The organism is Pseudomonas sp. WMBT8 (assembly GCF_050916005.1).
Taxonomy (GTDB): Bacteria; Pseudomonadota; Gammaproteobacteria; order Pseudomonadales; family Pseudomonadaceae; genus Aquipseudomonas.
Window position 1 is genome coordinate 4,266,852 of record NZ_CP188096.1, and the last position, 13,342, is coordinate 4,280,193.

At 60.9% G+C, this 13,342-nt stretch carries 12 protein-coding genes; 5 read left to right on the forward strand and 7 right to left on the reverse strand.

Annotated elements, in window-relative coordinates; translation table 11 throughout:
• Positions 1-61: 61 nt before the first annotated feature.
• Together ACO77H_RS19190 and ACO77H_RS19195 are read right to left on the reverse strand one after the other, a co-directional pair.
• A complete protein-coding gene (locus ACO77H_RS19190; protein ID WP_170042666.1) occupies positions 62-1,216 on the reverse strand; it encodes a TDT family transporter in 1,155 nt (384 codons plus the stop codon).
• A gap of 92 nt (positions 1,217-1,308) precedes the next feature.
• A complete protein-coding gene (locus ACO77H_RS19195) occupies positions 1,309-2,493 on the reverse strand; it encodes an MFS transporter (protein WP_432754443.1) in 1,185 nt (394 codons plus the stop codon).
• A gap of 90 nt (positions 2,494-2,583) precedes the next feature.
• Here ACO77H_RS19195 and ACO77H_RS19200 point away from each other — a divergent pair, with 90 nt between their 5' ends.
• On the forward strand, positions 2,584-3,129 hold the full coding sequence (locus ACO77H_RS19200) for a TetR/AcrR family transcriptional regulator (protein ID WP_170042664.1): 546 nt from the start codon (positions 2,584-2,586) through the stop codon (positions 3,127-3,129).
• A 137-nt stretch (positions 3,130-3,266) separates the two neighbouring features.
• On the opposite strand, the gene ACO77H_RS19205 is transcribed toward ACO77H_RS19200, so the two are convergent.
• The 4 genes from ACO77H_RS19205 to ACO77H_RS19220 form a co-directional block, all read right to left on the reverse strand.
• The gene (locus ACO77H_RS19205; RefSeq protein ID WP_169956835.1) at positions 3,267-4,046 is read right to left on the reverse strand and encodes an ABC transporter permease; all 780 of its coding nucleotides are present in this window, start codon (positions 4,044-4,046) and stop codon (positions 3,267-3,269) included.
• Positions 4,043-4,975: an ABC transporter ATP-binding protein gene (locus ACO77H_RS19210; protein WP_169956834.1), complete on the reverse strand. Its 933-nt coding sequence runs from the start codon at positions 4,973-4,975 to the stop codon at positions 4,043-4,045. Before ACO77H_RS19210 ends, ACO77H_RS19205 begins: the two co-directional genes overlap by 4 nt.
• Before the next feature lie 134 nt (positions 4,976-5,109).
• Positions 5,110-5,727, reverse strand: a complete 618-nt coding sequence (locus ACO77H_RS19215; protein ID WP_170056995.1) for a glutathione S-transferase family protein — start codon at positions 5,725-5,727, stop codon at positions 5,110-5,112.
• A gap of 43 nt (positions 5,728-5,770) precedes the next feature.
• Positions 5,771-6,430: a transglutaminase-like domain-containing protein gene (locus ACO77H_RS19220; RefSeq protein WP_432754444.1), complete on the reverse strand. Its 660-nt coding sequence runs from the start codon at positions 6,428-6,430 to the stop codon at positions 5,771-5,773.
• Between the two features lie 202 nt (positions 6,431-6,632).
• Between ACO77H_RS19220 and ACO77H_RS19225 the strand changes: the two genes are divergently transcribed.
• Positions 6,633-9,080, forward strand: a complete 2,448-nt coding sequence (locus ACO77H_RS19225; protein ID WP_432754445.1) for an acyl-CoA dehydrogenase — start codon at positions 6,633-6,635, stop codon at positions 9,078-9,080.
• A 76-nt stretch (positions 9,081-9,156) separates the two neighbouring features.
• Positions 9,157-9,564 (forward strand): PA2817 family protein, encoded by a 408-nt coding sequence (locus ACO77H_RS19230; RefSeq protein ID WP_099168779.1) that lies wholly within the window; start codon positions 9,157-9,159, stop codon positions 9,562-9,564.
• A 158-nt stretch (positions 9,565-9,722) separates the two neighbouring features.
• Here the strand turns inward: ACO77H_RS19230 and ACO77H_RS19235 are convergent, their stop codons facing one another.
• Positions 9,723-10,655: a LysR family transcriptional regulator gene (locus ACO77H_RS19235; protein ID WP_170042662.1), complete on the reverse strand. Its 933-nt coding sequence runs from the start codon at positions 10,653-10,655 to the stop codon at positions 9,723-9,725.
• A 90-nt stretch (positions 10,656-10,745) separates the two neighbouring features.
• Between ACO77H_RS19235 and ACO77H_RS19240 the strand changes: the two genes are divergently transcribed.
• Both ACO77H_RS19240 and ACO77H_RS19245 read left to right on the forward strand, forming a co-directional pair.
• Positions 10,746-11,372: an alanyl-tRNA editing protein gene (locus ACO77H_RS19240; RefSeq protein ID WP_169956829.1), complete on the forward strand. Its 627-nt coding sequence runs from the start codon at positions 10,746-10,748 to the stop codon at positions 11,370-11,372.
• Positions 11,373-11,527: 155 nt separating this feature from the next.
• A complete protein-coding gene (locus tag ACO77H_RS19245; protein ID WP_170056991.1) occupies positions 11,528-13,267 on the forward strand; it encodes a dipeptidase in 1,740 nt (579 codons plus the stop codon).
• Positions 13,268-13,342: the final 75 nt, after the last annotated feature.

Sequence of the window (13,342 nt, forward strand, 5' to 3'; positions counted from 1 at the left end):
TGTTCCTGCGTGGCCTGAAGGCTTTATTGATTTTTCAGGCCACGACTTTACCTAATCCCGCTTACTTATTCCCCACCCCTGCAATACACGGTGAAACAAAAAGCTCACCTTTATAGGCGCCCTGCACCGTGCGCTTGCTGACCACCAGCCACATCAGGGCCAGGGCGGCGACCAGCACGCTGCCGGTCACGCTGAAAAATGCCAGGTGCAAGGTACTGCCCAGTTTCAAGGTGGTCAGGGCATACACCCCCAGCGGGAAGGTAAAGCCCCACCAGCCGAGGTTGAATGGAATACCTGCGCGCAGGTAACGCAGGGTGATCAGCACCGCAATCAACATCCACCACAGGCCCAGGCCCCACAGGGTGATGCCGGCGACCAGCCCCAGGCCGGCGGCAATCTCGCCGATGCCGGCAAAGCCATTGGCAGCGAAGATCGCCGGCGCGTCCTGGCCAAGCAGCAACATACCCAGGGCGCCGGTGCCGATCGGGCCAAGGGCCAGCCAGCTCGACGCGGCCATGTTGGCGTGGGGCAGTTTGTGCAGGGCCATGCGCAGCATCAGGATTGTCAGAATACTGAACGCAACCGGTAGGGAAAATGCCCAGAGTACGTAGCTGGTCACCAGCATCACCAGTTGCGAATGAGCGTCGGCCAGGTGCGGCGCCAACAGGCCACCACTGGCGGCGGCGACTTCGGCCGCCACTACCGGCAGCAGCCAGACGGCTGTCATCTGGTCGATGCTATGTTCCTGGCGTGTAAACATCATGAACGGGATCAACACCCCGCACGCCAGGGCCATGGCCACGTCCAGCCACCACAGGGCCTCAGCCAGTTGCACCACGCCCTCGCCCCAGCGCGGCAGGCCAAACAGCAGCAGGCCGTTGATGATGGTCGCCAGGCCCATGGGAATGGTGCCGAAGAACATCGAGACCGTGGAGTGTCCGAAAATTCGCCGCGCCTCGTGAAAAAACATCACCCAGCGCGCGGCGTATAGGCCGCTGAACAATACAAACAGAACGATTGTCAGCAACCACAACCCTTCGGCGATGGCATAGACACCCGGCAGTTGCACCGGCACTTGCGCCAGGGCCAACGCCAGCACGCCGGTGCCCATGGTGGCGGCGAACCAGTTGGGGGTGAACTGGCGAATCACTTCCCTGGGAGCGGCGAGATGGCTGAACGGTTTATAGCTGGGGGTGATGCTATTGGGGCACGTCATGGCTTATTCCTCTTCCTCGTATGAGGTTGAGCCCATGATAGAAGCGCAACGAATATCTATATAACGGGTAATATCTCTAACTGTTATCTGTTTTACCTATATACAGCTTTGGCGGATGCTTGCCTCATCAAGCCAATCAAGGCCCCGAGCGCCAGGACGATCAGCACCGCACCGTAGCCGTCGGTGGTTGCGATCAGGCCAAAGCTGCGGGTCAGGTTGCCCGCCAGCAGGGACGGCAGGCAAAACGCCAGGTAACTGAGGACGTAGAACGCCGACATCAACCCGGCCCGCTCATGGGGCAAGGCCAAGGGCACCACACTGCGCACCGCGCCAAGGAACCCCGCGCCAAATCCGCTGCCCGCCACCAGTGTGGCGAGGAAAAACAGTGGCAGGCTGGCGCTGTGGACCGCACCGAGGATCAACGCGACGCCCACGGCCAACAGGCCTGCCCCCAGGCGCAGCACCTTGTCCGCCGGGCGATTGCGCAGGCTGAAAATCATCACCGCGCCGCTCAAGGTCAACACCGCGACCAGGCCGCCACCGATCAGGTTGGAAGTCGATCCGGTTGCCGCCCGCACCAGCGACGGCGCCAGCGACAAGTAGAAACCGCTCATGGCCCACACGGCAATATCCACCGGCAGCGACAGCCACAAGGCCCGGCGCGCCTGGGGCGGCATATGCAGGGTCGGCCATAGCGAGGCCAGCGCGCCCGGCATGCGGCTGACGCTTTCGGGCAGCCGCCACACATACAGGCTCTGCAACAGCAGCAGCGCGAACAAGGCCCAATAGATCAACTGAGTCGGCAGCGGCGCGAACTCCACCAGCAAACTGCTGCCCATGGCGCCGCAGGCCATGCCCAGCAACGGCGCGACACTGTTGACCAACGGGCCCTGCTGACGGTCGGTGTCGAGCAACGCAGCGCCAAGCACAGCGGTGGCCATGCCTGTGGCAAACCCCTGCAAGGTTCGGGCGGCGATCAGCCAGGCGACACTGTCGGCGTAGATAAACAGCAGCATCGCCAGCATATTCAGCACCAGCGCGGTAAAGATCACCGGCTTGCGCCCCAGGTAATCCGACAGTGAACCGACGGTCAACAACGCGGCCAGCAGGCTCAAGGCATAGACACCGAAGATCAGGGTTAGGGTGCCTGCGGAAAAGTGCAGGCCCTCTTGGTAAAGGTGATACAACGGCGTCGGCGCGCTGGAGGCGGCAAGAAACGTCAGCAAGGTGATCGCCAGGAACACCAGGCTGGAACGATGAGAAGTGACGCTGGACATGGGCACGCTCCGCTAAAGCTAATATTTTGCTTTTGTGCAGTGTGCTACTGGGTCGCGCTTAAAGCAAATTCTTTGTGTTAAGGTTTTGGCATGGCGATAAAAGAAGGCCTCCGCCCGGGGGGCCGTAGTGCCCGGGTACAAGAATCGGTTCATTCGGCGGTGCGCCAGCTACTGCAGGAGCAAGAGCGCGCCAGCGTGACGGTGCCGCAGATCGCCGCACGCGCGGGAGTCACACCGTCGACCATCTACCGGCGCTGGGGCGACCTCGCCGCCCTGCTCGCCGACGTCGCCCTGGCCCGCATGCGTCCCGACAGTGAACCGGCCGACACCGGCAGCCTGCGCGGCGACCTGCAAGCCTGGGCCGAACAATACCTGGATGAGATGAGCTCGGAACCGGGGCGCAACATGATGCGCGACGTACAGTGCAGCCAGACGCCGGGGTACTGCGTGACGATTCTGGGTGGGCAACTGCAGGTAATCCTGGATCGTTACCAAGGTAGCGGCCAGGCATTGCCCAGCGTAGATCGGTTGATCAATCTGCTGGCGGCGCCGACGGTGTTTCGAATTTTGTTTGGCGCTGCGCCGATGCGGGTTGAGGAGCTGCATGAGCTGATCGAGATTGCGCTGCTCACCTGACCCAACTGTGTGTGTGGGCTTGTGTGGGAGCGGGCTTGCCCGCGATAGCGGCGGGTCAGTTAAAGAGGTATTGACTGACACTCTGCTATCGCGGGCAAGCCCGCTCCTACACAAGCCCACACATATTTAGACCTGGCTCAGGTACGCATCCCACGCCCACTCACCAGCAACCGCGCGCACCCGATATACAACACCACCGTCGCCGCGATCATGAACGTAATCGCCACGCTGATCTTGATATCCGACACCCCAAGAATCCCGTAGCGGAACGCGTTGACCATATGCAGCACCGGGTTGGCCATCGACACGGTCTGCCAGAACGGCGGCAGCAAGGTAATCGAATAAAACACCCCGCCCAGGTAAGTCAGCGGCGTCAGCACAAAGGTCGGGATGATCGAGATGTCATCGAAGTTGCGCGCGAACACTGCGTTGATAAAGCCCAGCAGCGAGAAGATCGTCGCCGTCAGCACCACCACCAGGATGGTCACCCCCAGGTGATGCACCTGCAGGTCGGTGAAGAACATCGACAGCACCGTCACGATCGCCCCGACCATCAAGCCGCGCAGTACGCCGCCCAGGGTGTAGCCGATCAGGATGGTGTGCGGCGACACCGGTGACACCATCAGTTCCTCAATGGACCGCTGGAACTTGCTGCCAAAGAAGCTCGACACCACGTTGCCATAGGAGTTAGTGATCACCGACATCATGATCAACCCCGGCACGATGTATTCCATGTAGGTAAAGCCGCCCATATCGCCAATCTGCCGGCCGATCAGGTTCCCGAAGATCACGAAGTACAGGACCATGGTGATCGCTGGCGGCAGCAGGGTTTGCGGCCAGATGCGCATGAAGCGCTTCACTTCGCGGTAGACGATGGTGTTGAGCGCTACCAGGTTGGGTTGGAACTCGGAACTCATACCGCCACCTTCGCCAGATTTTTCTCCACCAGGGACACGAACAGCTCCTCAAGGCGATTGGTTTTGTTACGCAGGCTCAACACTTCAATGTTCTGCAACGCCAACTGGCTGAACAGCGCGGTGATGCCCACGGCTTTATCGACCTGGACTTCCAGCGTATGGCTGTCTACCAGGCGGGTTGGGTAGCCGATCAGTTGCGGAGGCACCGACAGGTTGTTCTTCAGGTCGAGCAGGAACGTCTCCACATGCAACTGGCCCAGCAGGTTGCGCATGCTGGTGTTCTCGACAATGGTGCCGTGGTCAATGATGCCGATGTTGCGGCACAACTGTTCAGCCTCTTCCAGGTAGTGGGTGGTGAGGATGATGGTGATGCCTTTCTGGTTCAGTTCGGTGAGGAAGGTCCACATCGAGCGCCGCAATTCGATGTCCACCCCTGCCGTCGGTTCGTCGAGGATCAGCAGGCGTGGCTCGTGCACCAAGGCACGGGCGATCATCAGGCGCCGCTTCATGCCGCCGGACAGCGAGCGTGATGGCACGTCGCGCTTGTCCCACAACCCCAGCTGGGTCAGGTATTGCTCGGCGCGCTCCTTGGCGATCTTCGGCGGGATGCCGTAGTAACCGGCCTGGGTCACCACGATATCGAAGGTCTTTTCAAACTGGTTGAAGTTGAACTCCTGGGGCACCACGCCAATGCTGCGCTTGAGCGCGGCCGGGGATTTATCCAGGTCATGGCCAAAGATATTCACCGTGCCACTGGTCTTGTTGACCAGGGTCGACAGAATGCCGATGGTGGTGGATTTGCCGGCACCGTTGGGGCCGAGCAACGCGAAAAAATCACCTTCGGCGACATCCAGATCGATACCACTCAGGGCCTGGAAACCGTTGCCGTAGGTTTTGGTTAGCTGCCGGATGGACAGAGCGGAACTCATATCGGATTACGCACCAAGGAAGGGAATAGAAAGAATAGATAAGGGCGCGCCCTACGTAATACAACTGCGGCGCACGGCGAGCATGGTGCTTGCCCGCGCCGCACAAGTACAGTCACCTGTATTAATAGTCAGTATTAAGTCAACGCGGTCATCACCGCTTTTTGATAGGCCGGGCGTTGCTGCAAGCGCTGGTACCACGCCTCCAGGTGGGGCATTGCCGGGCGCTCGATAGGCATCTCGAACCAGGCATAGATAAAGCTGCCCAGGGGAATATCGCCCATGCCGATCTCGGTGCCGGACAGGTAGGGCTGGCCGGCCAGGGCCTGGTCCACGGTTTTCAACACCTCGATACAGGCATTGCGCCCGGCATGGATGCTGTCCCAGTTCTGCCGCTCGGCCGGCGTGCGCAGGATGCCCCAGAACACCGTCTTGAACGGTTCGGCAAAGGTCGAGGTGGTCCAGTCCATCCACTTCTCGGCATTGGCCCGCGCTTGCAGGTCCTTGGGGTACCAGCTCGAGGCCTGCTTGGCGCAGAGGTAGCGCACGATGGTGTTGGATTCCCACAACACGAACTCGCCGTCCTCGATCATCGGCACCCGGCCATTGGGGTTCAACGCCCGGTACTGCGGCGTATCGACCACACCAAAGGCCCCGCCCGCATCAATTGCCTCATAGTCCAGGCCGAGCTCCTCGGCGCACCACAGTGCCTTCCTGACGTTTGACGAATTTTTACGACCCCAGATCCTCAGCATGACCGCCTCCCAGTGGATGAATGCCGGAGCAGCATACGCCGGTTCAGCCGCGACTCAAATCGCTCTGCATATCACCCAACAACTGCGGCGACTGCTCGCCAAACAGGTGCGGGTAACATTTCTTTATGTGGGCAAAGAAGAATGCCTCGGGCACCTCGGCAAACTGTCCATGGTTCACCACATACTCCATGGAGCGCTGGCCCTGGCGGTTGAACGGGTGAAACACACTGTCGTTGATTCCGTCGAAATCCAGGGGCGGCACATCGAACAACTCGCACAATTGCTGGTTGAACGCCGGTGTGGCCTTGACCCATCGCCCATCCAGGTACAGCTCCGTGTAGCCATGCATGGCGAACACATCACTCTTGAGCAACTCGATCAGGCGCGGCGTCGATAAATGATTGCGCACATCCGCCAGGCCAATACGCGACGGTATGCCGCAATGCCGGGCGCAAGCCGCCAGCAGGGTGGCCTTGGGCACGCAATAGCTCTGGCCCGCTGCCAGGGCGTAGCTGCCACGCAGGGTTTGCGGATCGCGACTGAAGGTGTAAGGGTTGTAGCGCACCGCTTCACGCACGGCGTAATAGAGACTGACTGCCTGGTCACGGGGATCGAGGCTCGAACCTCGATGTTTTTCGGCGAACTCCACCACCGCAGGGTGGTCACTATCGATGAAGCGGCTGGGACTCAAGTACGCATTCATGGGGATTGTCTCCGAGGCGAGCCTGGAGTCTAACCACAGGTCTGACCGAGGGATAACGACGATTCGGCCAAATGTCGGCGCCTGCTGCCTGTGACTGGAGAGCACTTCCCGCCACACCACGTAACACCCTCAGGCACCGCTTTTTCGGATGCCGACTAAGCTCTGAGGGTGCTTCTGCCCCTGGTTTCACGGAGGATTGAATATGCTGTTGTTGTGGATACTGGTTCTGGTGCTCGGCATTGCCTACCTGGCACACCGTCGCACCGCGCCCCTGCCCGCCCTGGGCGTGGTCGCCGTCTATCTGTTGGCGATGGGCGCCTTTAGCCATGCACCGGGCTGGCTGCTGCTGGTGTTCTGGGTCCTGCTGGCGGTAGTCGCCGCACCGCTGCTGCTGCCCGACCTGCGTCGCCAGTACTTCACCGCACCGCTGTTCAACTGGTTCCAGAAAGTACTGCCGCCAATGTCCGAAACCGAGCGCGATGCCATCGACGCCGGTACCGTGTGGTGGGACGGAGAACTGTTCAGCGGCCGCCCCGACTGGGACAAACTGCTGGCCTACCCCAAGGCGCAGTTGACCGAAGAAGAACAGGCCTTTATCGACGGCCCCACCGAAGAGCTGTGCGCCATGGTCACCGACTGGGAAATCGGCCAGGCCATGGACCTGCCTCCAGCGGCCTGGGACCACATCAAGCAACATGGCTTCTTTGCCCTGATCATTCCCAAGGAGTTCGGCGGCAAGGGCTTTTCGGCCTACGCCCACTCCCAGGTGGCGATGAAGTTGGCAACCCGCAGCGGCGACCTCGCCTCCACCGTGATGGTCCCCAACTCCCTGGGCCCGGCCGAACTGCTGCTGCACTACGGCACCGACGAGCAACGCAACCATTACCTGCCGCGCCTGGCCCGTGGCGATGACATCCCGTGCTTTGCCCTGACCGGCCCGCTGGCCGGCTCCGATGCCGGCGCAATGCCCGACACCGGGGTGATCTGCAAAGGCGAATGGGAAGGCAAGGAAACCCTTGGCCTGCGCCTGAACTGGGAAAAACGCTATATCACCCTGGGTCCGGTCGCGACCCTGCTCGGCCTAGCCTTCAAGGCCCATGACCCGGACCACCTGCTGGGGGAAGAAGAAGACTTGGGCATCAGCCTGGCGCTGATCCCCACCGATACTCCCGGCGTGGAAATTGGCCGTCGCCACCTGCCCCTGGGCGCTGCGTTCATGAACGGCCCCAACTCCGGCAAAGACGTGTTCATTCCCCTGGACTTCCTGATCGGCGGCCAGGAGATGCTGGGCAAGGGCTGGATGATGCTGATGAACTGCCTGTCGGTCGGCCGTTCGATCTCCCTGCCAGCAGTAGGCACCGGCGCGGCCAAGTTCACCAGCCTGGTGACCGGCCAGTACGCCCAGGTGCGCGAACAGTTCAACGTGCCACTGTCGGCCTTCGAAGGTATCCAGGAAGCCCTGGCCCGTATCGGCGGCAACGCCTGGCTGATGGACAGCGCGCGGATGCTCACCGCCAATGCCGTCGACCTGGGGGAAAAACCCTCGGTGCTCTCGGCGATCCTCAAGTACCACCTGACCGAGCGCGGCCGCGAGTGCATCAGCCACGCCATGGACGTCCACGGCGGCAAGGGCATCATCATGGGCCCCAACAACTACCTGGGCCGCAGCTGGCAGGGGGCGCCGATCTTCATCACCGTGGAGGGGGCGAATATCCTCTCGCGCAACCTGATGATCTTCGGCCAGGGCGCGATCCGCTGCCACCCGTTCGTGCTCAAGGAAATGGCCCTGGCCGGCCGTGAAGACCGCGACCAGGCACTCAAGGAGTTCGATGGGCTGCTGATGCAACATATCGGCTTTGCCGTGAGCAACGCCGCCAGCACCCTGGTGTTGAACCTGGGCCTGGGTCACTTCGAAAAAGCCCCGGGCAACCGCTTGAGCCAGGGCTACTTCCGTGCGCTCAACCGCCAGGCTGCCGCGTTCGCCCTGTTGGCGGACCTGAGCATGATGCTGCTGGGCGGCGAGTTGAAGCGTCGTGAACGCCTGTCGGCACGGCTCGGCGATGTGCTCAGCCATATGTACCTGGCCTCGGCAGCGCTCAAGCGCTACCACGACCTCGACTCCCCGGATCACCTGGAGCCGCTGTTTGCCTGGGCCATGGAGGAAAGCCTCGGCCAGTCGGAGCGCGCGCTGGATGAGTTGCTCAGCAACTTCCCCAACAAAGTGCTGGGCTGCCTGATGCGAGTCATCGTGTTCCCGTTCGGCCGCCGCCACAAAGGTCCGTCCGATGCATTGGACGCGGAAGTCGCCGCAGTAATTGGCCGGGCCAAGGGCGACCCGACCCTCGAAGAACTGCTGGCTGGCTGCTACCGCCCACAGTCGGCGCAAGATCCAGTCGGCGCCTTGCAACATGCCTACGACCTGCTGGGTGCCAGCCAGCCCCTGCAAAAGAAACTCCACAGCGCCCTCAAGAGTGGCCAGGTCAAGCCACGCGCGGGGGAACACGCCATCGAAGCCGCACTCGAGGCTGGCGTGCTGCAACCGGCAGAGGCGCAGACCCTGCGCGATGCGGAAGCGGCGCGGCGCAAGGTGATCGACGTGGATGACTTCAGCAAGGAGGAGTTGGCCCAGGCGCCTGGCAGAGTCCGCTAGTACCGGCGGTCATATAAAAGCGGGCGCGAGAGCTATATACTCTCGCGCCCGTTTTTGCTTTTGAGGACTTACTCTCGTGTCCAACGTCGTTGCCGATCATCTCGTCTTGCTCGACCACCTGCGCAGTATCCTGGTTGCCGTCGGCGAAGCCGAACAGGTTCCAGAGGAAAGCCACGCTTTGTTCCTGGAACGCTTTGATGAACTGCGGGCCATGCTGCCCATCGACCCGATCGAAAGCCAATACCTGGGCCAGGACATGATGAGCCAGGTCATCCTGCGCTACCCACAGATTGCCCATCTGGTACCGCGCGACTTGCTGTGGTTCTTTGGCGGTGACTGCCTGCACTTCATGCCCGATGATGAACTGGACTTGTACCAGGCCCTGGAAGAACGGCGCTTCGAAGCCGAACAGAACGACGAACCGTTCGACTGGAACCAGGAAAAGCAATTGCTGGCCATGTCCAACGACCAGCCCAAGCACTGATCTCAAAAGCACCAAAGATCCAAATGTGGAGCGGGCTTGTCGGATCGCCGCATCGCCGCCAAGACGTCGGCCCAGCAAACATTGATGTTGACTGACCCACTGCTTTCGCGAGCAAGCCCGCTCCCACATTAATCCGCCCAACATTCTCGATCGTGCTCCTACCGCCGACGCAATGTAGGCTCCTTAGCCATGCACTCCACCAGATAATCGATGAACACCCGCAGTTTCGGCGGCAGGTACCGCGTGGGTGAATGCAGCAACCAGGCATCCCCATGGTACGAGGCAATAAAATCCCATTGCGCCAGGACCTGCACCAACCGCCCCTCCTCCAATGCATGCCGCGCAGTGAAATACGGCAGGCTGCCAATTCCCACATCCTGCAACACCGCATCCAACCGCACCCCCGTGTGATTGGCCGCATAACGACCACGCACACCCACCGTCACTGTTTTGCCAGCCTGGCGCAATTTCCAGCGTGCATCCCCAGGGGTTTCGCCCAGGTAAATGCAGCTGTGCTCCAGCAAGTCATGGGGATGCAGCGGCGTTCCGTGGGTGGCCAGATATTGCGGCGTAGCACACAGCAAATGCTCGATCGGCAGTAGCCGGCGCCCTACCAACCCCGGCGGCGGGTTATCGGTGATGCGGATGCTCAGGTCGACATTGTCATCAATCAAATCCACTTGCCGATCTTCGAGGATCAGCTGCACATCGACCTTGGGATAGCGCCGCAGGAACTGCGGCATATGCGGATGCACCACAAACCGCCCGACCGCCTTGGGCACGCTGACCCGTATCAGCCCTTCGGCCTCGTGGGTGTACTGGCCGCTGATTTCCATCACCGAGCGCGCCGCGTTGACCATCTCCTGGCAGCGATTGAAGACTTCTTCGCCACCTTCGCTCAAGCGCAGCTTGCGCGTGGTGCGCTGTAATAGTCGCGTGGCCAGGGCCTGTTCCAGGCGCGAGATGCTGCGGCTCACCGCCGATGGCGAGGTGCCCAGTTGGCGCGCCGCTGCAGAGAAGCTGCCGGCTTCCACCACCTTGACGAAAATCGCCATTTCACCCAGCAGTGGCAAAGGAAGATTGATGCTCATGACGCACAAGTCCATTTAAGTTTCAGCGGATTATCACCCATTTGCGCACTACTTATACTGCTGCGTAGACCCCTGATGCGGATGTAGACGATGACCCAGCGCCTGTTTTTTACCCATGACCACCTGGTTGCCGATGTTGATGTGCTGGAGTGCACGCCCCATGAGCAGCAGTTTGCAGTAGTCCTGCAGTCCACTATTTTCCATCCCCAGGGTGGCGGCCAGCCCTTTGATACGGGGTGGCTGGGGGACAGCAACGTATTGAAAGTGGTGCAGGAGGCCGAGCGCATCGTGCACTACGTGGACCAGCCCGTGGCACTTGGCCTCCAGCCAGCTCGGGTCGACGGCCAGCGCCGCGCCCTGCATACACGCCTGCATTCGGCCGGGCATCTGATCGGCAACGCCGGTGAAACCCTGGGCTGGATGCCGATCAAGGCCCACCACTGGCCCGGTGAAGGCAAGATCAGTTTTATCCGTGGGGAATCGGCCCAAGACATGGAAGCCGATGCCTTGCAGGAACAGGTCAACCAGTGGATCGCCGCAGATTTACCGCGCCACATGACACTGGAAAGTGGCTCCCGCGAAGTCGGTTTTGGCGACCTGCCGCCCTACGCCTGCGGCGGCACTCATGTGCAAGCCCTGGCCCAAGTCGGCCAGGTCACGATTCTCGGCCTGTCGGAGAAAAAGGGCACGCTGTCGGTGCGCTATAGCCTGGACTGACAGGTGGATGGCAGGCGGCGTTTTCTTATCGAGATCGGACATCACCCCGCAAGGGGCTCCCCTCCTGCTTGTGGGTGATGCTAGTGTGTGAAAATGTTTCCGACAAAAAAATAGGAAACTTCCTACTCACCACCTGCAAAGGAATGCCCCCAGCAATGGACTTCTCCCTCAAGCACCTGGCCGCCGCCACCCTGATGGTCGCCAGCCTGTCCGCCTTTACCGCACCCGCCTTCGCCAACATCACCCCGCAACAGAGCGCGACCATCCTCAAGACGTTCAATGACGCGTCGATCAAGGACTTCCGCACTTTCCTGGGCAGCCTGGCCAAAAGTGAACTGGGCAAAACCGCCGATCTCGGCCCGGCGATCAGCGCATTTCTCGATAACAAGAGCCTCAGCGCCGAACAGCAAAACGAGATTCACCGCCTGCTGGGCATTTACGCGCGGGTGAAATACGGCGCAGCGGCTACCGAGACCCTGCGTGAGCTGGTGGCCATACCGACCTTCCAGGTGGAAGGCGTGGCCCAGCACGACAACCCTGAATTCATCAAGATCGCCGACAAGATCAAAAGCCTGGCCCAGGCGTTCAACCTGAATTTTCGCAATGTCGACAACCGCGTCTACGAAATTTCCCTGGAAGGCACGGGCGATGAAGTGGTCGGCATTCACGCCCACGCCGACGTGGTACCGGTGACCCCGGAAAACTGGGTCCTGGCCGACGGCACCCGCCTCGACCCATTCAAGGTCACGCTGATTGGCGACCGCATGTACGGCCGCGGCACCGAGGACGACAAGAACGGCATCGTGGTAACGCTGTATGCGATGAAAGTGATCAAGGAAGAAAACCTGCCCCTGGCACGCAACTTCAAGCTGCTGGTGGACACCACCGAAGAAACCACTGGCGACGCCATTCCTTACTACTTTGAACACAACCCGACGCCGAACTACAACCTGGCGCTGGACGGCGGCTACCCAGTGGTCATCGCCGAGAAAGGTTATGGCACGGTCATGGCGACCTTTGCCAAGCGCAAGGCAGATGGCAAAGGCGCCGAGATCATCGCCATGACCGGCGGCCTGGCGACCAACCAGATTCCTTCGGCCTCGGTAGCCACATTGCGCAGCGACAAACCCGCTGAACTGGCGGCCAGCCTGCAGCAGGCCGGCGCTGCGTTTGCCAAGGCCAATGGGGGTGATTTCACGGTAGATGCCAAGGTTGTCGGCAATGATGTCAAGCTGACCGTTACCGGGGTGTCGGCCCACTCTTCGGAGCCCGAATCCGGTATTAACCCGGTCGCGCGGATGCTGGTCTTCATTAATAGCCTGGATGGCAAGGTTGCGCTCAAGCACAACGAAATCACCGACGCTGCGCGTTACGCCGCCGACAACTGGGGCCTGGATTATCTGGGCGGCAAATTGGGCGTGGGCTTTTCCGATGCGTTCATGGGGCCGCTGACCACTTCCCTGACCTTCGTCGGCATGGATGAAAAAGCCTTCAAGCTGGCAGTCAACCTGCGGGTACCGAAGGGCAAATCCCCGGAAACACTCAAGAAAGAAATCGCCGACAAGCTCAGCGCCTGGAGCAAAAACACCCATATTGCGCCGACCTTCGATTACTCGGTGGCCGCGCCGATGTATCGCAACCCCGAGGGCGAGTGGGTCAAGGCGTTGCTGGCCGTGTCCACCGAAAACCTGGGCATGAAGCCCGAGTTCGGTACTTCGGCCGGCGCAACGTCGGTGCATGAGCTGCCAAATGGCGTGCAATTCGGCCTGGCCCGACCAGAAGCCAAGTACACCGGCCACACCGACAACGAGTTCAAGACCACCGAGCAGTTCCTGCTGGACCTACAGATCGTGACAGAAATGATGGGACGTATCGGGCAACTGCCAAAACTCTAGGCCAACCCTCGGACCTGCTCTTGCAGCGGGTCCATCCCGGACAAACAAAAACGCCGCTCATCACTGAGCGGCGTT